Annotated in this window: 17 protein-coding genes and 1 riboswitch; of the genes, 12 read left to right on the plus strand and 5 right to left on the minus strand. The window is 67.6% G+C overall.

The genetic code is table 11. From position 1 onward, the window contains the following. Positions 1-25: 25 nt before the first annotated feature. The 3 genes from gyrB to dnaA form a co-directional block, all read right to left on the minus strand. Positions 26-2644: a DNA topoisomerase (ATP-hydrolyzing) subunit B gene (gene gyrB / locus QTH86_RS17100; protein WP_286647396.1), complete on the minus strand. Its 2619-nt coding sequence runs from the start codon at positions 2642-2644 to the stop codon at positions 26-28. 103 nt (positions 2645-2747) lie between these two features. After that, positions 2748-3854, minus strand: coding sequence for a DNA polymerase III subunit beta (gene dnaN / locus QTH86_RS17105; RefSeq protein ID WP_286647397.1), 1107 nt, complete (start codon positions 3852-3854; stop codon positions 2748-2750). 68 nt (positions 3855-3922) lie between these two features. Further along, on the minus strand, positions 3923-5302 hold the full coding sequence (dnaA, locus tag QTH86_RS17110; RefSeq protein WP_286647398.1) for a chromosomal replication initiator protein DnaA: 1380 nt from the start codon (positions 5300-5302) through the stop codon (positions 3923-3925). 281 nt (positions 5303-5583) lie between these two features. Here dnaA and rpmH point away from each other — a divergent pair, with 281 nt between their 5' ends. From rpmH to QTH86_RS17145, 7 genes are all read left to right on the plus strand, one after another. Then, positions 5584-5718, plus strand: a complete 135-nt coding sequence (gene rpmH, locus QTH86_RS17115; RefSeq protein WP_007834827.1) for a 50S ribosomal protein L34 — start codon at positions 5584-5586, stop codon at positions 5716-5718. Between the two features lie 76 nt (positions 5719-5794). After that, a complete protein-coding gene (locus QTH86_RS17120; protein WP_286647399.1) occupies positions 5795-6184 on the plus strand; it encodes a ribonuclease P protein component in 390 nt (129 codons plus the stop codon). Then, positions 6181-6465 carry a membrane protein insertion efficiency factor YidD gene (yidD, locus tag QTH86_RS17125; protein ID WP_286647400.1) on the plus strand — a complete coding sequence of 95 codons (285 nt, stop codon included), beginning with the start codon at positions 6181-6183 and terminating at the stop codon, positions 6463-6465. Before QTH86_RS17120 ends, yidD begins: the two co-directional genes overlap by 4 nt. Then, the gene (gene yidC, locus QTH86_RS17130) at positions 6462-8219 is read left to right on the plus strand and encodes a membrane protein insertase YidC (RefSeq protein ID WP_286647401.1); all 1758 of its coding nucleotides are present in this window, start codon (positions 6462-6464) and stop codon (positions 8217-8219) included. The genes yidD and yidC overlap by 4 nt, the downstream gene beginning before the upstream one ends. Before the next feature lie 80 nt (positions 8220-8299). Then, complete coding sequence (mnmE, locus tag QTH86_RS17135) at positions 8300-9706, plus strand: tRNA uridine-5-carboxymethylaminomethyl(34) synthesis GTPase MnmE (RefSeq protein ID WP_286647402.1); 1407 nt, start codon at positions 8300-8302, stop codon at positions 9704-9706. 71 nt (positions 9707-9777) lie between these two features. Further along, positions 9778-10245: a Crp/Fnr family transcriptional regulator gene (locus QTH86_RS17140; protein ID WP_286647403.1), complete on the plus strand. Its 468-nt coding sequence runs from the start codon at positions 9778-9780 to the stop codon at positions 10243-10245. 7 nt (positions 10246-10252) lie between these two features. Next, positions 10253-11122 (plus strand): hypothetical protein, encoded by an 870-nt coding sequence (locus tag QTH86_RS17145; RefSeq protein ID WP_286647404.1) that lies wholly within the window; start codon positions 10253-10255, stop codon positions 11120-11122. 24 nt (positions 11123-11146) lie between these two features. Here QTH86_RS17145 and QTH86_RS17150 read toward each other — a convergent pair whose 3' ends face one another. Next, complete coding sequence (locus tag QTH86_RS17150; protein ID WP_286647405.1) at positions 11147-13132, minus strand: monovalent cation:proton antiporter family protein; 1986 nt, start codon at positions 13130-13132, stop codon at positions 11147-11149. Positions 13133-13219: 87 nt separating this feature from the next. Here QTH86_RS17150 and QTH86_RS17155 point away from each other — a divergent pair, with 87 nt between their 5' ends. From QTH86_RS17155 to QTH86_RS17170, 4 genes are read left to right on the plus strand one after another with little or no spacing between them, the layout of a single operon-like run. Further along, complete coding sequence (locus tag QTH86_RS17155) at positions 13220-14221, plus strand: KpsF/GutQ family sugar-phosphate isomerase (protein WP_286647406.1); 1002 nt, start codon at positions 13220-13222, stop codon at positions 14219-14221. After that, on the plus strand, positions 14221-14769 hold the full coding sequence (locus tag QTH86_RS17160; RefSeq protein WP_286647407.1) for a KdsC family phosphatase: 549 nt from the start codon (positions 14221-14223) through the stop codon (positions 14767-14769). Before QTH86_RS17155 ends, QTH86_RS17160 begins: the two co-directional genes overlap by 1 nt. Further along, on the plus strand, positions 14766-15419 hold the full coding sequence (lptC, locus tag QTH86_RS17165) for an LPS export ABC transporter periplasmic protein LptC (RefSeq protein WP_286647408.1): 654 nt from the start codon (positions 14766-14768) through the stop codon (positions 15417-15419). Before QTH86_RS17160 ends, lptC begins: the two co-directional genes overlap by 4 nt. 9 nt (positions 15420-15428) lie before the next feature. Next, complete coding sequence (locus QTH86_RS17170) at positions 15429-16217, plus strand: SDR family oxidoreductase (RefSeq protein WP_286647409.1); 789 nt, start codon at positions 15429-15431, stop codon at positions 16215-16217. A 68-nt stretch (positions 16218-16285) separates the two neighbouring features. Here QTH86_RS17170 and rbp read toward each other — a convergent pair whose 3' ends face one another. Then, entirely contained in the window at positions 16286-16822 is a 537-nt protein-coding gene (gene rbp, locus QTH86_RS17175) for an RNA-binding regulator (RefSeq protein WP_286647410.1), read from the minus strand. A 248-nt stretch (positions 16823-17070) separates the two neighbouring features. After that, positions 17071-17251, plus strand: a riboswitch (yybP-ykoY riboswitch). Between the two features lie 11 nt (positions 17252-17262). Between rbp and QTH86_RS17180 the strand changes: the two genes are divergently transcribed. After that, positions 17263-17823 (plus strand): TMEM165/GDT1 family protein, encoded by a 561-nt coding sequence (locus QTH86_RS17180; RefSeq protein WP_286647411.1) that lies wholly within the window; start codon positions 17263-17265, stop codon positions 17821-17823. Positions 17824-17889 lie beyond the last annotated feature (66 nt).

Genomic DNA, 17889 nt, shown 5'->3' on the forward strand with positions numbered 1-17889 from the left:
CGCTGGTGTCCGGCCAGCATCATCATCAAACGTCGATATTCGACGCCCGCAGCGCGTTCTGCTCGATGAACTCGCGGCGCGGCTCCACCTCGTCGCCCATCAGCATGGTGAACACGCGGTCGGCTTCGATCGCGTCGTCGATCTGCACGCGCAGCAGGCGGCGCACATTCGGGTCCATGGTGGTTTCCCAGAGCTGCTCGGGGTTCATCTCGCCCAGGCCCTTGTAGCGCTGGCGCGAGGTGGTGCGTTCGGCTTCGCCGATCAGCCACTTCATCGCGATGCGGAAGTCGGAGACCTTCTCTTCCTTCGCGCGCTCGCCCTCGCCGCGCTTGACGACCGCGCCTTCACCGAGCAGGTCGCGGAAGGTGTTGGCGGCGGTGGCAAGTGCGGCGTAGTCGGCGCCGTGGACGAAGTCCTGCGTGATCACGCTGCTCTTGATGTTGCCGTGGTGGCGGCGGCTGATCCGCAGCACCGGCTTGTCGGTGCGCGTGTCGAACTCGCTCGCGACCTCGGCGGGCACGCCGGTTTCGTTGAGTTCGCGCAGCTTGGCCTGCAGCGCGACGGCCGAGGCTTCGGCGCTGGCGGTGGTGTCGAGGTCGAGCGACACGCCGTCGGCGATGGCGCGCAGCGCGGCCGCGTCCATGAACACGCCCAGGCGCGCGATCACGGCCTGCGCCAGCTGGTGCTTGCGCGCCAGCTCGGCCAGCGTGTCGCCGGCCAGCGTGGTCGGGTTTGGGCCGCCGGTCTCGATGCTCGCGTTCTGCAGCGCCACCTTCAGCAGGAAGGCGTCGAGCGCCGGGCCGTCCTTGAGGTATTGCTCTTCCTTGCCGACCTTCACCTTGTAGAGCGGCGGCTGCGCGATGTAGATGTGGCCGCGCTCGACCAGCTCCGGCATCTGCCGGTAGAAGAAGGTCAGCAGCAGCGTGCGGATGTGGGCGCCGTCGACGTCGGCGTCGGTCATGATGATGATGCGGTGGTAGCGCAGCTTGGCGACGTTGAAGTCGTCGGCGCCACCGCCGTTCGTCGTGGCGCCGGCGCGGCCGATGCCGGTGCCCAAAGCGGTGATCATCACCAGGATTTCGTTGCTGGTCAGCAGCTTCTCGTAGCGCGCCTTCTCGACGTTCAGGATCTTGCCGCGCAGCGGCAGGATGGCCTGGAACTTCCGGTCGCGGCCCTGCTTGGCGGAGCCGCCGGCGGAGTCGCCCTCCACCAGGTAGACCTCGCACAGCGCCGGGTCCTTCTCCTGGCAGTCGGCCAGCTTGCCGGGCAGGCCCATGCCGTCGAGCACGCCCTTGCGGCGCGTCATCTCGCGCGCCTTGCGAGCGGCTTCGCGGGCGCGGGCCGCTTCGACGATCTTGCCGCAGATGATCTTGGCGTCGGCCGGGCGTTCCTGCAGGTAGTCGGTCAGGAGCTTGCCGACGATGTCTTCCACCGGCGCGCGCACTTCGCTGGACACCAGCTTGTCCTTGGTCTGGCTCGAGAACTTCGGCTCGGGCACCTTCACGCTCAGTACGCAGCACAGGCCTTCGCGCATGTCGTCGCCGGTGACCTCGACCTTCGCCTTCTTGGCGAACTCGTTCTCTTCGATGTACTTGTTGATGACGCGCGTCATCGCGGCGCGCAGGCCGGTCAGGTGGGTGCCGCCGTCACGCTGCGGGATGTTGTTGGTGAAGCACAGCACCTGCTCGTTGTAGCCGCTGTTCCACTGCATCGCGACTTCCACACCGATGTGCGTGCCGGGGATACCGCCGTACGTTTCGGCCGGGCGCTCGCCCTCGGCGTAGAACACGTTGGGGTGCAGGACGGTCTTGCCCTTGTTGATGAACTCGACGAAACCGCGCACCCCGCCGGCGCCGGAGAAGTCGTCTTCCTTGCCGCTGCGTTCGTCCTTCAGGCGGATGCGCACGCCGTTGTTCAGGAAGCTCAGCTCGCGCAGGCGCTTGGAGAGGATCTCGTAGTGGAAGTCCGAGTTCTCGATGAAGATCGTGGTGTCGGGCAGGAAGTGCACTTCGGTGCCGCGCTTGTCGGTGTCGCCGACGATCTTCATCGGCGAGACCTCGACACCGTTCACCGTCTCGAGCAGGCGGTTCTGCACGAAGCCGCGGCTGAACTCCAGTTCGTGGATCTTGCCTTCGCGGCGCACCACCAGGCGCAGCATCACGCTCAGTGCGTTGACGCACGACACGCCCACGCCGTGCAGGCCGCCCGAAACCTTGTAGCTGTTCTGGTTGAACTTGCCGCCGGCATGCAGCTCGGTCAGCGCGATTTCCGCGGCCGAGCGCTTGGGCTCGTGCTTGTCGTCCATCTTCACGCCGGTCGGGATGCCGCGGCCGTTGTCGGTGACCGAGATCGAGTTGTCGCTGTGGATGGTCACGACGATGTCGTCGCAGTAGCCGGCCAGCGCCTCGTCGATCGAGTTGTCGACCACTTCGAACACCAGGTGGTGCAGGCCGGTGCCGTCGGAGGTGTCGCCGATGTACATGCCGGGCCGTTTGCGCACGGCTTCGAGGCCTTCGAGGATGGTGATCGAGCCTTCGCCGTACGAGGTGTCGGGCGGCGTGATCTCGATCGGGATCGCGCTGTCGATTTCAGGCGTGTAGACCGGCTCGGTGTGCGGTGCTTCCGGCTTGTTTTCTTCGCTCATTGGGGACACATCCTCTCTGGGGAAACGGGTTCTGGGGTCTCTTGAAAGACCCAACCCGCGGTGGCCGCGGGTTGTGGGTGCAAGGGCTGTCGACGGGAACGCGTCAGATCCGCATCGGCATCACGACGTATTTGAAGTTCGCGTTCTCGGGAATCGTCAGCAGCGCGGAGCTGTTGGAGTCGGCCAGGTCGAGCTTGACCATGTCCTGGCTCATGTTCGACAGCGCGTCGATCAGGTAGGTCACGTTGAAGCCGATCTCGATGGCGTCGCCGCCGTAGTCGATGTCGAGCTCGTCCTGGGCTTCTTCCTGTTCGGCGTTGTTCGAGGCGATGCGCAACGTGCCCGGCTCCAGGTTCAGGCGCACGCCCTTGAACTTGTCGCTGGTCAGGATGGCGGTGCGCTGCAGGCTGGCCAGCAGCGTGGCGCGGCCCAGCGTGACGCTGTTCTTGTGCGCCTTCGGGATCACGCGGTTGTAGTCGGGGAACTTGCCCTCGACCAGCTTGGTGACGAACTCCATGCCGCCGAAGCTGAACTTCGCCTGGTTGTTGGCGAACTGCATCTCGATGGCGCCTTCGGCATCGGACAGCAGGCGCTGCATCTCGATCACGGTCTTGCGCGGCAGGATCACTTCCTGGCGCGGCACCTCGACCTCGAGCGTCGCCGAGGCGAAGGCCAGGCGGTGGCCATCGGTGGCCACCAGGCTCAGCTGCTTGCCCTCGGCCACGAACAGGATGCCGTTGAGGTAGTAGCGGATGTCATGCACGGCCATCGCGAACGACACCTGCTGCAGCAGGTCTTTCAGCGTCTTCTGCGGCACGCTGAAGACCGGGCCGAAGTTGGCGGCTTCCTGCACCAGCGGGAAGTCTTCGGCCGGCAGCGACTGCAGCGTGAAGCGGCTCTTGCCGCCCTTGAGCACCAGCTTGCTCGCGCTCGACTCGAGGCTCACGGTCTGGTCGGTCGGCATGGTGCGCAGGATGTCGATCAGCTTGCGTGCGCCGATGGTCGTGGTGAAGTTGCCTTCGTCCCCGCCCAGCTCGGCCGTCGTGCGGATCTGGATTTCCAGGTCGCTGGTCGTGAGCTGCAACTGGCCGCCGGTCTTGCGGATCAGCACGTTGGCCAGGATCGGCAGCGTGTGACGCCGCTCCACGATGCCCGCCACCGACTGCAGCGCGGCGAGAACTTTGTCTTGTGTTGCCTTCAGGACGATCATCTCTTACCTCTTCCTCGTTTCGTTCGATTCGTTACTTGTGCAGTGCCGAGATTAGCCGGTGCCGGTGACTAGCCCTTGAGGGTCTGTTCGAGCACGTGGAGCTGCTGGTTGAGCTCGGTGAGCTGCTGGCGCTCGCCCGAGATCTTGCGCACCGCGTGCAACACCGTCGTGTGGTCGCGGCCACCGAAGAGTTCGCCGATTTCCGGCAGGCTCTTCTGTGTCAGCTCCTTGGCCAGGTACATCGCGATCTGCCGCGGCCGCGCGATGCTGGCCGGGCGCTTCTTGCTGTACATGTCGGCGACCTTGATCTTGTAGTAGTCGGCCACCGTCTTCTGGATGTTCTCCACCGAGATCTGCCGGTTCTGGATCGACAGCAGGTCGCGCAGCGCCTCGCGCGCCAGGGCGATCGAGATCTCCTTCTGGTTGAAGCGCGAGTACGCCAGGATCTTGCGCAGCGCGCCTTCGAGTTCGCGCACGTTCGAGCGCACGTTCTTGGCGACGAAGAAGGCCACTTCTTCCGGCATCTCGGCCGATTCGGCCCGCGCCTTGTTGATCAGGATGGCCACGCGCATCTCGAGCTCGGGCGGCTCGATGGCCACGGTCAGTCCCGAATCGAAACGCGACACCAGCCGCTCGTGGATGTCGGCGAGGCCCTTCGGGTAGGTGTCGCTCGTCATCACGATGTGCGACTTCTTGGCCAGCAGCGCCTCGAACGCGTTGAAGAATTCTTCCTGCGTGCGGTCCTTGTTGGCGAAGAACTGCACGTCGTCGATCAGCAGCAGGTCCAGCGAGTGGTACCGCTCCTTGAACTCGTCGAAGGTCTTGCGCTGGTAGGCTTTGACCACATCCGACACGAACTGCTCGGCGTGGATGTAGAGAACTTTGGAATCGGGTCGGTCGGCGAGCAGCCGATTGCCCACGGCGTGCATCAGGTGGGTCTTGCCCAGCCCGACCCCGCCGTAGATGAACAGCGGGTTGTACAGATGCCCTGGCATGCCCGACACGTGCATGGCTGCCGCGCGCGCCATGCGGTTGGCCGTGCCCTCGACCAGGGTGTCGAAGGTGAGGCCGGAATTCAGGCGATTCTTGAAGGCGGCCGAGGCCGCATCCTCGCCCAGGCCGGCCACGTCACGCGGCACATCCGTTTCGGCCATGACGGCCACGGGTGCACTGCGCACGGGCGCTTCCCGCGGAGCAAGCGCTAACTCGACATGCACCGATTGGCCGTAGATCTTCTCGGCCATGGCCGAGATCTTGCTGGCGTACTGGGCCCGGATCCAGTCGAGCTTGAAACGGTTCGCGACGAACACGGTCATGCGTGACAGGTCGTCCGTGACCTGTGCGGTCAGCGGCTTGATCCAGGTGTTGAACTGTTGCTCGGACAGCTCCTGCGCGAGCTGGTCGACGCAGGCCTGCCAGAGGCTGTCACCCGCGCCGTCGGTCGGCATGGGCAGTGAGAAAGGGGCGTCCCTCGGTCATTTTTCTGGTTGTCGTGTTGTGGATAGTTGCCTCGTCAGGGCGTCGGGCATTCTAACTTGTCAAAACCTTATCCACACCCGGATTGGCGGTCGATTCGGCAACGCTTCCATGCCCTGGCAAAGGGCAGGATTTGTTGGTTCGGCAAATGTTTGTGATAATCGCGGGTTTCCCTGAAAACCTCTTGTGTGTTTCGGGGCGTCAACCCTCGCCGGCGCAATCGATCATCGGCGGGTTCCTAGGAAAAAGCATCATGAAACGCACTTACCAAGCCTCCAAAGTCCGCCGCGCCCGTACCCACGGCTTCCTGGTCCGCATGAAGACCCGCGGCGGCCGTGCCGTCATCAACGCTCGCCGCGCCAAGGGCCGCAAGCGTCTGGCCGTCTAAGGCCCGACCGACGGCACCCTTGCAGGATTCGCCGCTTCCGTCCGCAGCCCCGCGTGGCGCACTGCGGGCGGGTTCCATGCAGCGGCTCCAGACCCGCGCGCAGTTCCAGGCCGTCCTCGCTGGTGCCACCGTGGCGCGCACCGCCCACTTCGCCTTGCACCGCTGCACGCTCGACGCGCCAGCCGGGGCCGAGTCGCTGTTCGGCAGCGCGCGCGACGTGTGGGTGGGCGCCATGGTGCCCAAACGCTGGGCTCGCCGCGCGGTCACGCGCAATGCCATCAAGCGACAGATCTATACCGTGAGCGCCTTGGCCGAAGCTTCGCTGCCGCCTGCTGCGCACGTGGTGCGTCTGCGCGCCGGTTTCGACCGCAAGCAATTCGTGAGCGCCACGTCGGACAAGCTCAAGGCGGCCGTGCGCGCCGAACTCCAGCAACTGCTCCAGCGGGCCCAAGCGGCGCGTCCATGATCCGGCGCGCGCTGATCGGCCTGGTCAAGGCCTACCGGTTGCTCCTGAGTCCCTGGCTCGGGCAGTCGTGCCGGTTCGAGCCGACCTGTTCCGTCTATGCCATCGAGGCGCTCGAGCGCCATGGCGCTGCCAAGGGCAGCTATCTCACCCTGCACCGCATCGCGCGCTGCCAGCCCTGGTGCCAGGGCGGCCACGATCCGGTGCCTCCCACGAAGGCCGGGCGCGACGCTTCGCGATCGCTGTTCGCCTTTCTCTCCTCCGACAAGAAGTCTTCTTCATGAACGATATTCGCCGCACCATCCTGCTGGTGATCTTTGGTTTCTCGCTGGTGATGCTGTGGGACCAGTGGCAGGTCTACAACGGCAACAAGCCGACCTTCCTGCCTTCGAGGACGACCCAGCCGGCCCCGCCGGCGGCGGGCACCGCCCCGACATCGCCCAAGGCCGCCAACGGTGCGCTTCCGACGGCTGCCGGCAGCACCGCGAGCGCGGCGGCGGTGCCCACGCAGGGCACACCGGCAGCGGCCGGCGAGAAGGTGAAGATCACGACGGACGTGTTCTCCGCGGTCATCGACGGCCAGGGCGGGACGCTGTCGGAGCTGCAGCTGCGCAAGTATGACGAGCAGACCAACAACGGCGGGTTGATCGAAACCTTCCACCGGCTCATCGGCAACCCGCCGGCACCCAACGTCATCAAGGACGTCACGCTGATGGAAGATGGCTCGCCGGCGACGCGCTATGTCGCGCAGACGGGCCTGCTCAACACCGTCGACAGCGGCGACCGCTTTCCCAACCACCTGACGCCGATGACGCCGACGGCCGGCCCGCGCACGCTGGCAGACGGGCAGAACACGCTGGAGGTCGCGTTCGAGTCGCAACCCGCCGGCGGCCTCAAGTACGTCAAGACCTATGTGTTCACCCGCGGCGACTACGCCATCCGCGTGAAGCACCAGGTGGTCAACGTGGGCGACCAGCCGCGCGACGCACAGCTGTACCTGCAGTTCGTGCGCCACGGCACCGTGGCCGCCGGCACCATGTTCGGCACCAACACCTTCACCGGCCCGGCGCTCTACACGGACGAGAAGAAGTTCCACAAGGTCGCGTTCGCCGACATCACGAAGAACAAAGCCGAACTGCCGCCGCCCGCCAACAACGGCTGGATCGCGATGGTGCAGCACTACTTCGTGTCGGCCTGGCTGCTCAATGTCCCCGGCAGCGACAACCTCAAGCGCGAATTCCGTGTGGCCGATCTGGGCAACAATCTGTACTCCGTGGCGATGGTGCTGCCGCTGCAGAAGCTGGCGCCGGGCGCGTCGCAGACGATCGACAGCAGCCTGTTCGCCGGCCCCGAAGAAGAGAAGAAGCTCGAGGCGCTCGCGCCCGGCCTCGAACTGGTCAAGGACTACGGCATCTTCACGATCATCTCGAAGCCGCTGTACTGGCTGCTGAACCAGCTGCACGGCATCCTGGGCAACTGGGGCTGGGCCATCGTCGCGCTGGTCGTGCTGCTGAAGGCGGCCTTCTACTGGCTCAACGCCAAGGCCTACGCCAGCATGGCCAAGATGAAGGCCATCAATCCGAAGATCATGGAGATGCGCGAGCGGCTGAAAGACAAGCCGCAGGAGATGCAGCAGGAGATGATGCGCATCTACAAGACCGAGAAGGTCAACCCGATGGGTGGCTGCTTCCCCATCGTGATCCAGATTCCGGTGTTCATTGCGCTCTACTGGGTGCTGCTGTCGTCGGTCGAAATGCGCCACGCGCCCTGGATCGGCTGGATCCACGACCTTTCGGCGCCGGACCCCTGGTTCATCCTGCCCGTCATCATGACCGCCACCTCGCTGTTCCAGACCTGGCTCAACCCGACGCCGCCGGACCCGATGCAGGCCAAGCTGATGTGGATCATGCCGCTGGCCTTCAGCGTGATGTTCATCTTCTTCCCGGCCGGCCTTGTGCTGTACTGGATCACGAACAACACGCTGTCGATCGCGCAGCAGTGGTTCATCAACAAGCGCCTGGGCGTCCTGGGCAAGTAGGCCCGGGCCCGACGCCGATCTGCTCCGAGGGCCGCGCAAGCGGCCCTTTTCCATGGCAACTGCGAAACAATAGGTCTTCCATGCTGGCCCGTTCCACCGACCCGATCGTCGCCATCGCCACCGCACCCGGACGCGGTGCGGTCGGCATCGTGCGTGTTTCGGGCCGCGCGCTCGGCCCGCTGATCGACGCCCTGTGCGGACGGCCGCTCAAGCCGCGCGAGGCCACCTACCTGCCCTTTCTCGATGCCGATGGCGAGGCCATCGACCGCGGGCTGGCGCTGCATTTCCCGGCGCCGCATTCCTTCACCGGGGAGGACGTGCTCGAACTGCAGGCCCACGGCGGTGCGGTCGTGCTGCAACTGTTGCTCGCGCGCTGCCTCGAGGCAGCCGCCGAGGTCGATGCGCCCAGCGGCAAGCCGAGGCTGCGCGGCCTGCGCGTGGCCGAGCCGGGCGAGTTCAGCCAGCGTGCCTTCCTCAACGGCAAGATCGATCTCGCGCAGGCCGAGGCGATCGCCGACCTGATCGACGCCAGCACCGAGGCCGCGGCCCGCAGCGCCGGCCGTTCGCTGTCGGGCGCCTTCTCGCGCGAGGTGCATGGGCTGCGCGACGCGCTGGTGCACCTGCGCATGCTGGTCGAGGCGACGCTGGACTTCCCCGAGGAAGACATCGACTTCCTCCAGAAGGCCGATGCCGCGGGCCAGCTCGCCGCGCTGCAGGCACAACTGGCCGCCGTCGGCGTGCGCGCGCGCCAGGGCGCGCTGCTGCGCGAAGGCATCAAGGTCGTGATCGCCGGCCAGCCCAACGCAGGCAAGAGTTCGCTGCTCAACGCGCTCGCCGGCGCCGAGCTGGCCATCGTGAGCGCCGTGGCCGGCACCACGCGCGACGTGGTGTCGCAGACCATCCAGATCCAGGGCGTGCCGCTGCACGTGGCCGACACCGCCGGGCTGCGCGACAGCAGCGACGAGGTCGAGCAGATCGGCGTGGCCCGCGCCTGGGGCCAGATCGACAGCGCCGACGCGGTGCTGTTCCTGCATGACCTGACCCGCACCGAGGCGCCGGCCTACGCGGCGGCGGATGCCGAGATCCTGCGCACCTTGCAGTCGCGTCTCGCGGCGGACGTGCCGGTGCTGGATGTCTGGAACAAGCAGGACGCGGCGTCGTCGCCGGCACCGGCCGGCGGCGTGGCGCTGTCTGCCAAGACGGGCGACGGCATCGAGGCGCTGCGCCAGCGCTTGCTGGAAATCGCCGGCTGGCAGTCGGTCCCCGAAGGCCTGTACCTGGCGCGGGCCCGCCACGTCGACGCCCTGGCGCGCGTGGCGCGGCATCTGGCGCAGGCCGGGGCGCACCTCGGCGCCCGCAACCCCGCGCTCGACCTGCTGGCCGAGGAGCTGCGCCTGGCGCAGAACGCTCTGAACGAGATCACCGGCGAATTCGGCTCCGATGATTTACTGGGTGTGATTTTTTCGCGATTCTGCATAGGAAAGTAGTACATCCCCGGACACAAGCGTGTGACATTTGTCTACATTTACGGTTCTCACCGAACACAGGAGACCGGACCATGTCTTCCGCCATCCAGGCGCTGTGCCGTGCGGTCACGCACAACACGAGCTACGACGCCTTTGCGCCAGCGCTGAATGCGCAGCAATGGGACTTGCTCGGCGAATACATGCAGGGCTTCGATCTGCCCGCCGGGCATGTGCTGATCAGCCAGGGTGCGCAGGACCGCACCCTGTTCTTCATCGAGAGCGGCACGCTCAGCGTGCACCTGGCCGGCAGCAAGGGCCAGATGCAGCTGGCTATCCTGAATCCGGGGGCGGTGGTCGGCGAAGGCTCCTTCTTCTCGCGGCTGCCGCGGTCCGCCAACGTGGTGGCCATCGGCGCCGCGCGGGTCTGGCGGCTGACGCCGGTGCGCTTCGCCGAGATGTCGAACCGCCAGCCGAACCTGGCGCTGGAGATCGTGATCGCCCTCGGCGGCGTGATCGCCAAGCGCATGGTCGACCGGCTCAAGCGCGTCGCGGTGACCTGAGCGCGCGATGGCATTGCTCTGCGTGGCCTGCCGCACGGAGAACCGTGACGCGGCGAAGTTCTGCAAGGGGTGCGGCGGCAAGCTGGTGAGCCTGCCGCCACGTTCGGCCGCGGAAGCGGAGGCGCTCGACGACGCGTGGGGCGCCACGGTCGTGGCGTCGCTGGACGACGGCCGCGCGCCGCCACCGCGTGCCGGTTCGCAGCCGGCGGCCCGTGCATCGCGCCCGTCGGCGCTGCGCAGCGCGTCTGCCGAGCCCTCCTCGCGTCCGCATCTGCTGGACGTGGCGCCGCGACCGCGCGACCGCAGCGTGTTCTGGGTGCTGCTGGCGGCCGCGGCCATCGTCGTCGCCACCGGCGGCTTGTATGTCTACCGCGGCCTGCATCGGCGGCCGGTGCCGGTGGTGGTGCAACCGCAGGCACAAGATCCGACGGCGGTACCCGTGTCGGCGCCTGCCTCCGCACCGGAGCCCGTCGTGTTGCCGGTCTCGGCCCCGGTGTCACCGGCCGAAGCGCTCCCCGTCGAAAAGACGGCCGCTGCCGCGCCTGCGCCCATGGCTTCTTCGCCGGCCGTCGCCGGCCCGTCCGCGGTGCCGGCAACACGGAAGCCGCGCAAGGCGGCGTCCGTGTCGGCGCCACCCGCCGCGGCACCGCCCGTCGCCGCGGCACCGGCGGCGGCCGCGCCGTCGACGGTGCCAGTCGACCCGCCGCCGCCGGCCGACCCGGCGCAGGCCTGTGCCGGTCGCAACTTCATCGCCACGGCACAGTGCCTGGTCGTGCAATGCGCCAAGCCCGAGTTCAGCACCCATGCGCGCTGCGACGCGGTGCGCAAGCAGCAGCGCATCGACGAAGAGAAGCGCAATCCGACCAACGCCGCCTGAAATTGCATCGATGCGCCGCGCGCATCAGCCTTTCTGCAGCACCTCGATCGCCAGCGCCAGCGCCTCGGGCTTGCCCGACAGCACCAGCGTGTCGCCGTCGTCCAGCACCGTGTCGTCGGCCAGCGAGGCCGCCGTGCCGCTGTGCCGGCGGATCCCCACGATGCGCACACCCACGGCGTGCAGCGCGAGCTGGCCGAGCGCCCGTCCGACCGCCCGTGCGCCGGGCGTGAGCGTGAAGCTGTTGAGCCGCTCGTGGTCGATCTCGTCGCCCCGGTCGTCGTCGGCACCATGGAAGTAGCCGCGCAGCAGGTTGTAGCGGGCGTCGCGCAGGTCCTGCACCACACGGATCACGCGCCGCATCGGCACGCCGACCAGGGCCAGCGCATGGCTGGCCAGCATCAGCGAGCCTTCGATGGCCTCGGGCACCACCTCGGTCGCGCCGGCGGCCTGCAGTTTCTCCAGGTCGAGGTCGTCCTGCGTGCGGACGATCACCGGCACCTGCGGCGCGTGCGCGCGCGTGTTGGCCAGCACCTTGAGGGCGCCGGGCACGTCGAGGTAGGTCACGACCACCGCGCTGGCCCGCGCCAGGCCGGCCGCCATCAGTGCCTGCAGGCGCGCGGCGTCGCCGAACACCACTGAGTCGCCGGCGGCGGCGGCCTGCCGCACCCGGTCGGGGTCGAGGTCGAGCGCCATGTACGGGATGCCCTCGCGCTCGAGGATGCGCGCCAGGTTCTGGCCGCAGCGGCCGTAGCCGCAGATGATCACGTGCTGCGCGGTGTTGATCGTCTTGCGCGCGATGCTCGTCATCTGCAGCGACTGCTGCATCCAGTCGCTGGCGACCAGCTTGCGCACGATGGCGTTGCTGTACATGATGATGAAGGGCGTCGCCAGCATCGACAGCACCATCGATGCCAGCACCGGATTCGCCAGCCAGGGCGGCAAGAGGCTGCGGTCCTGCGCCAGCGTGAGCAGCACGAAGCCGAACTCCCCGGCCTGCGCCAGGTACAGGCCGGCGCGCAGCGAGACACCGGTGGTCGCGCCCAGGCCGCGTGCCAGCAGCGTCACCAGCCCGAGCTTGAAGGCCAGCGGCAGCACCAGCAGCACCGCCACCAGCGCCCAGCGCTCCACCACGATGTGCCAGTCAAGCGACATGCCGATGGTGATGAAGAACAGACCGAGCAGCACGTCGTGGAAGGGCCGGATGTCGGTTTCCACCTGGTGCTTGTATTCGGTTTCCGACACCAGCATGCCGGCGATGAAGGCGCCCAGCGCCAGGCTCAGGCCGGCCAGCTCGGTGAGCCAGGCCAGGCCCAGCGTGACGAGCAGCAGGTTGAGCATGAACAGCTCCTCGCTGCGCCGCCGCGCCACCAGCGTGAGCCACCAGCGCATCACGCGCGGACCGCCGTAGAGCAGCACGCCCACCAGGAAGGTGGCCTTCAGCAGCGCGATCGACAGGGCTTTGAAGAGCGTCTCGGGTGGCGCGCCGAGGGCCGGGATCAGCACCAGCAGCGGCACCACCGCCAGGTCCTGGAACAGGAGGACGCCCATCACGCGCTTGCCGTGCTCGCTCTCGAGCTCGAGGCGCTCGGACATCAGCTTCACGACAATGGCCGTGCTGCTCATGGTGAGCGCACCCGACAGCGCCAGTGCCGTCTGCCAGCCGAGCTGCCAGGCCGGCGGCAGCAACTGCGCCAGCAACAGGGCCCCGGCGGTGGCGATGCTCATGGTCAGCATCACCTGCAGCAGCCCGAGGCCGAACACGTGCTGGCGCATCGCGCGCAGCTTGGGCAGGCTGAACTCCAGCCCGATCACGAACATCAGGAACACCACGCCGAATTCGCCCAGGTGGCGGATGCCCTCGGAGTTCTGCGCCAGTGCCAGCGCGTGCGGCCCGATCAGCACCCCGGCCGACAGGTAGCCCAGCATCGGCGGCAGCTTGAGCGACCGGCAGGCCACCACGCCGATCACCGCAGCGAGCAAATACAACAGCGTGAGATCGAGCGAGGACATGCCCGATGCTAGCAAGCGCCATGCGCGGGGCCGGGCCACTCGTGGGGTCCGCGGGCCGGAAGACGGCCGACCGATAAAATCCGCCGGATGAGTTCCCGCCCCCCCCTGGCCGACAAGGCCGACCCGGAGACGTTGCTGGCGCGGGCCCGCACCACCTTCGACATCGAAGCCGAGGCCGTGCTCGGCCTGAAGTCGCGCATCGGCCCGAGCTTCGTCGAGGCCGTGCACAAGATCCTCGGGGTGCGCGGCCGCGTGGTCGTGATGGGCATGGGCAAGAGCGGCCATGTCGGCCGCAAGATCGCCGCCACGCTGGCGTCGACCGGCACGCCGGCGATGTTCGTGCACCCGGCCGAAGCCAGCCACGGCGACCTCGGCATGATCAAGGCGGTCGACCTGGTGCTGGCGATTTCCAACAGCGGCGAGAGCGACGAGCTCGCCGCCATCCTGCCGGTCGTCAAGCGCCAGGGCGTGCCGCTGATCGCCATCACCGGTGGGCGCGACTCGATGCTGGCGCGCCATGCCGACCTCGTGCTCGACAGCGGCGTCGAGAAGGAAGCCTGCCCGCTCAACCTGGCGCCGACGGCCAGCACCACCGCGCAGATGGCGATGGGCGACGCGCTGGCCGTCGCGCTGCTCGATGCCCGCGGCTTCGGTGCCGAGGACTTCGCGCGATCGCACCCGGGCGGCGCGCTCGGGCGCAAGCTGCTCACGCTGGTGAGTGACCTGATGCGCGCGGGCGACGACGTGCCACGCGTGGCGCCCACTGCCACCTTCAGCGACCTCATGCGCGAGATGAGCGCCAAGGGCCTGGGCGCCGCGGCGGTGGTCGACGCCGAAGGCCGCCCGGTCGGTATCTTCACCGACGGCGACCTGCGCCGCCTGATCGAAACCGGCGCCGACCTGCGGGCGCTCACCGCCGCCGACGTCATGCACCCCGCGCCGCGCACCATCCGCGCCGAGGCGCTGGGCGTGGAGGCTGCGGAACTGATGGAGCATCACCGCATCACCAGCGTGCTGGTGGTCGACGCGGCCCAGGTGCTGATCGGCGCGCTGAGCATTAACGACCTGATGCGCGCGAAGGTCATCTGATGGCAACGCGTTTCCCCACTGAAACCCTGCTGGCGGCGCAGGACATCCGCATTGCCTTCTTCGACATCGACGGTGTGCTCACCGACGGCGGCGTGTTCTTCAGCGAGCACGGCGAGACGCTCAAGCGCTTCAGCATCCTCGACGGCTACGGCCTCAAGCTGCTGCGCGCGGCAGGCATCGTGCCGGCGGTGATCACCGGGCGCGATTCCAAGCCGCTGCGTGTGCGGCTCGAGGCCCTGGGCATCGAGCATGTGCGCTACGGTACCGAAGAGAAGCTTCCCGCCGCCGAGGCGATGCTGGCGCAGCTGGGCTTCGCGTGGACGCAGGCCGCCGCCATCGGCGACGACTGGCCCGACCTCCCGGTGCTCTGCCGGGCCGCCTTCTGCGCGGCGCCGCCCAACGCGCATGCCGAAGTGCGCGCCATCGCCCACCACGTCACGACGGCGCGCGGCGGCGAAGGCGCGGCGCGCGAGTTCTGCGACCTGCTGCTGACGGCCGGCGGTCATTACCGACGCCTGCTCGATGCGGCGCGAGGCCCCGCCGCATGAAGCCGTTTCGTGCGCTGCTGCGTGACGCGGTCGACCGCGCCACCATCTACCTCCCGGTCATCGTGACAGCCCTGCTGGCCCTGGGCACTTACTGGCTGGTGCGCAACGCGCCCAAGCTGCTCGAGCCCACCGCCAAGGCGGCACCGACCCACGAGCCGGACTTCTTCATGCGCGGCTTCGTCATCAAGAATTTCTTGCCGAGCGGCGAGCTGCGCAGCGAACTCTTCGGCACCGAAGGACGTCACTACCCCGACAACGACACGCTCGAGGTCGACAAGGTGCGCATCCGTGCCATTTCGCCCGAGGGCCTCGTCACGCGAGCCACGGCCGACCGCGGCTTGTCCAATGGCGATGGCAGCGAGGTGCAGCTGTTCGGCAACGCGGTGGTGGTGCGCGACGCGGCGACCGTCGCGTCCGGTCGCGCAGCCCCGCGGCTGGAGTTCCGGGGCGACTTCCTGCATGCGTACCTCGACAGCGAACGCGTGACGTCGAACAAGCCGGTCACGCTCATCCGCGGCACCGATCGCTTCACGGCCGACACGCTCGACTACGACAACCTGAGCGGCGTCGCCAACCTGCAGGGCCGGGTGCGCGGCCAGTTGGTGCCATCGGCCACCGCGCCGACGCCGGCGTCGCGCGCGCCGCGCTGACGCGTTCCCATGGCTGCCCACCCGCGGCCGCTGGCCTTCATCACCGGCGCCTCCAGCGGCATCGGCCAGGCGCTGGCCGGCCGCTTCCATGACGCCGGCTACGACCTGGCGCTGGTCGCGCGCCGCACCGGGGAGATCGCCACCTGGATGGTTGCGCGCGGCATCGCCGCGGACCGCTGCGCCATCTACGGTGCCGACGTGGCGCAGATCGATGCCATCGCCGCGGTCGGCGCACGCTGCATCGCCGAACAGGGGCTGCCGGACGTGGTGATCGCCAACGCCGGCATCAGTGTCGGCATCGACACGGCGGACCGCGGCGACCTCGACGTGCTGGCCCAGACCTTCGCCATCAACAACGTCGGCCTGGCGGCAACCTTTCATCCTTTCGTCGCCGCGATGGCGGCACGGGGCAGCGGCCGGCTGGTCGGCATCGGCAGCGTCGCGGCGATCCGTGGCTTGCCGGGTCACGGCGCCTACTGCGCCAGCAAAGCGGGTGTCGTCGCCTACTGCGAGAGCCTGCGCGGCGAGCTGCGTGCGAGCGGCGTGAAAGTCGTGACGATCTGCCCCGGCTACATCGACACGCCGCTCACGCAGGACAACCGCTACGGCATGCCCTTCCTGATGCGGGCCGACGACTTCGCCGAACAGGCCTTCCGCACCATCGAGGCCGGCCGCAGTTACCGCGTGATTCCCTGGCAGATGGGCGTCGTCGCGAAGCTGATGCGCCTGTTGCCCAATGCCGTGTTCGACCGCGCCGTGCAGGGGCGGGGGCGCAAGAAGCGACGCGACGAAGGCTGAGCGCCGATACGCCGTCGCAGGCATGAAAAAGGCTCCTCGAAAGGAGCCTTGTTGCGGAGCGCTGTGGGTCAGTAGCCGCTGTTGCCACCACCGCCGTAGCCGCCGCCACCACCGCTGCGGCCGCCACCACCACCGCGCGGACCGGCACCGTAGGGGCTGCGGAAACCGCCATCGCCACCACCGCCGCCGCTGCGGCCACCACCACCACCGCCGTAACCGCCACCACCGCTGCGGCCACCACCGCCACCGCCGTAGCCGCCCCCGCCATTGCCGCCGCCACCGCCATAACCACCACCGCCGCCACCCCCGTAGCCGCCACCACCACCGCCGTAGCCACCGCTACGGGGCGGGCGGGCTTCCATGGGGCGTGCTTCGTTGACCACGACACTGCGGCCGCCCAGCGGCTGGCCGTTCATGCCGCTGATGGCGGCCTGTGCCTCGGCATCGCTGCCCATTTCGACGAAGCCGAAGCCTTTCGAGCGGCCGGTGTCACGTTCCATCATGACCTTGGCACTGGTCACGGAGCCGAATTGGCCGAAGGCCTGTTCCAGATCACCGTCGCGCACCGAATAAGGCAGGTTGCCGACGTACAGTTTGTTGCCCATCGAGGGACTCCTCATAAACACATCAAAGAAAGCGATGGAGTCCCGAAAGCAATCATCCCGGCGGATCGCCGAGTCGCGCGAAACTGACCGATCACCCAATTTCCGCCCTGGCAAATTTGAAGGGAGGCTCGTGCATTATGGGTGAAATATGAAATTTGCAAGCAGGATTTTCCCCTCGGCGCAGCCGCCGTTTTCACTCTGAGAAGTCAGCGCTGGCTCACAAGATGATCGGCCCACACCGTTAGAATCGGCCGGTCATTGGGGAGTAGCCGCCTTCCATCGCGAGAAGGGTTTGCGTCAACACACTTGTCCTGCCCCACACAGGACATGGCGCAAGCGGTCAGCACTTGGCGAGACCTTTGACCATGCAACTTCGGGATTCGGCCGAAGGGTTGCATGGTCAATTGCGTCTGCTTCGGCCGAGGAATCCCCACGTCATCATGGAAGCTTTTCTCGTCGCCACCGGCATCGTCGCCCTGGCGGAAATGGGCGACAAGACCCAACTGCTCGCGCTCGTCCTCGCGGCGCGTTTTCGCAAACCCTGGCCGATCGTGCTGGGCATCTTCGCCGCCACCCTCGTCAACCATGCGCTCGCCGGCGCGGTGGGTGCCTTCGTCACCCAGTGGCTGGGGCCGACGACCTTGCGCTGGCTGCTCGGCGGGGCCTTCATCGCGATGGCGCTGTGGATGCTGATCCCGGACAAGCTCGACGAGGAGGAGACCGGCACGCGCTCGCATTTCGGCGTCTTCGGCACCACCGTCGTCGCCTTCTTCCTGGCCGAGATGGGCGACAAGACGCAGATCGCGACCGTCATGCTGGCGGCGCGCTTCGTAAACGACTACATCGGCGTGGTCGCCGGCACGACCTTCGGGATGATGCTGGCCAATGCGCCGGTGGTCTTCCTGGGCGAACGCATCATGCGGCGCGTGCCGATCAAGCTGGTCCACGGCATTTCGGCCGCGATCTTCCTGGTGCTGGGCGTGGTGATGATCGTCGGCTGACGGCACGGCTATACTCGCCGGGCGCCGATTTGCTACAGCTTGCGGGCGCTTAACAAATTCAGCTAA

This window comes from Variovorax sp. J2L1-78, from assembly GCF_030317205.1.
Taxonomy (GTDB): domain Bacteria; phylum Pseudomonadota; class Gammaproteobacteria; order Burkholderiales; family Burkholderiaceae_C; genus Variovorax; species Variovorax arabinosiphilus.

Excerpts from the sequence above, each read along its gene's own strand:
- gyrB (WP_286647396.1), bottom strand. The coding sequence starts at position 2,644 with ATGAGCGAAGAAAACAAGCCGGAAGCACCGCACACCGAGCCGGTCTAC.
- dnaN (WP_286647397.1), bottom strand. The coding sequence starts at position 3,854 with ATGATCGTCCTGAAGGCAACACAAGACAAAGTTCTCGCCGCGCTGCAG.
- dnaA (WP_286647398.1), bottom strand. The coding sequence starts at position 5,302 with ATGCCGACCGACGGCGCGGGTGACAGCCTCTGGCAGGCCTGCGTCGAC.
- rpmH (WP_007834827.1), top strand. The coding sequence starts at position 5,584 with ATGAAACGCACTTACCAAGCCTCCAAAGTCCGCCGCGCCCGTACCCAC.
- QTH86_RS17120 (WP_286647399.1), top strand. The coding sequence starts at position 5,795 with ATGCAGCGGCTCCAGACCCGCGCGCAGTTCCAGGCCGTCCTCGCTGGT.
- yidD (WP_286647400.1), top strand. The coding sequence starts at position 6,181 with ATGATCCGGCGCGCGCTGATCGGCCTGGTCAAGGCCTACCGGTTGCTC.
- yidC (WP_286647401.1), top strand. The coding sequence starts at position 6,462 with ATGAACGATATTCGCCGCACCATCCTGCTGGTGATCTTTGGTTTCTCG.
- mnmE (WP_286647402.1), top strand. The coding sequence starts at position 8,300 with ATGCTGGCCCGTTCCACCGACCCGATCGTCGCCATCGCCACCGCACCC.
- QTH86_RS17140 (WP_286647403.1), top strand. The coding sequence starts at position 9,778 with ATGTCTTCCGCCATCCAGGCGCTGTGCCGTGCGGTCACGCACAACACG.
- QTH86_RS17145 (WP_286647404.1), top strand. The coding sequence starts at position 10,253 with ATGGCATTGCTCTGCGTGGCCTGCCGCACGGAGAACCGTGACGCGGCG.
- QTH86_RS17150 (WP_286647405.1), bottom strand. The coding sequence starts at position 13,132 with ATGTCCTCGCTCGATCTCACGCTGTTGTATTTGCTCGCTGCGGTGATC.
- QTH86_RS17155 (WP_286647406.1), top strand. The coding sequence starts at position 13,220 with ATGAGTTCCCGCCCCCCCCTGGCCGACAAGGCCGACCCGGAGACGTTG.
- QTH86_RS17160 (WP_286647407.1), top strand. The coding sequence starts at position 14,221 with ATGGCAACGCGTTTCCCCACTGAAACCCTGCTGGCGGCGCAGGACATC.
- lptC (WP_286647408.1), top strand. The coding sequence starts at position 14,766 with ATGAAGCCGTTTCGTGCGCTGCTGCGTGACGCGGTCGACCGCGCCACC.
- QTH86_RS17170 (WP_286647409.1), top strand. The coding sequence starts at position 15,429 with ATGGCTGCCCACCCGCGGCCGCTGGCCTTCATCACCGGCGCCTCCAGC.
- rbp (WP_286647410.1), bottom strand. The coding sequence starts at position 16,822 with ATGGGCAACAAACTGTACGTCGGCAACCTGCCTTATTCGGTGCGCGAC.
- QTH86_RS17180 (WP_286647411.1), top strand. The coding sequence starts at position 17,263 with ATGGAAGCTTTTCTCGTCGCCACCGGCATCGTCGCCCTGGCGGAAATG.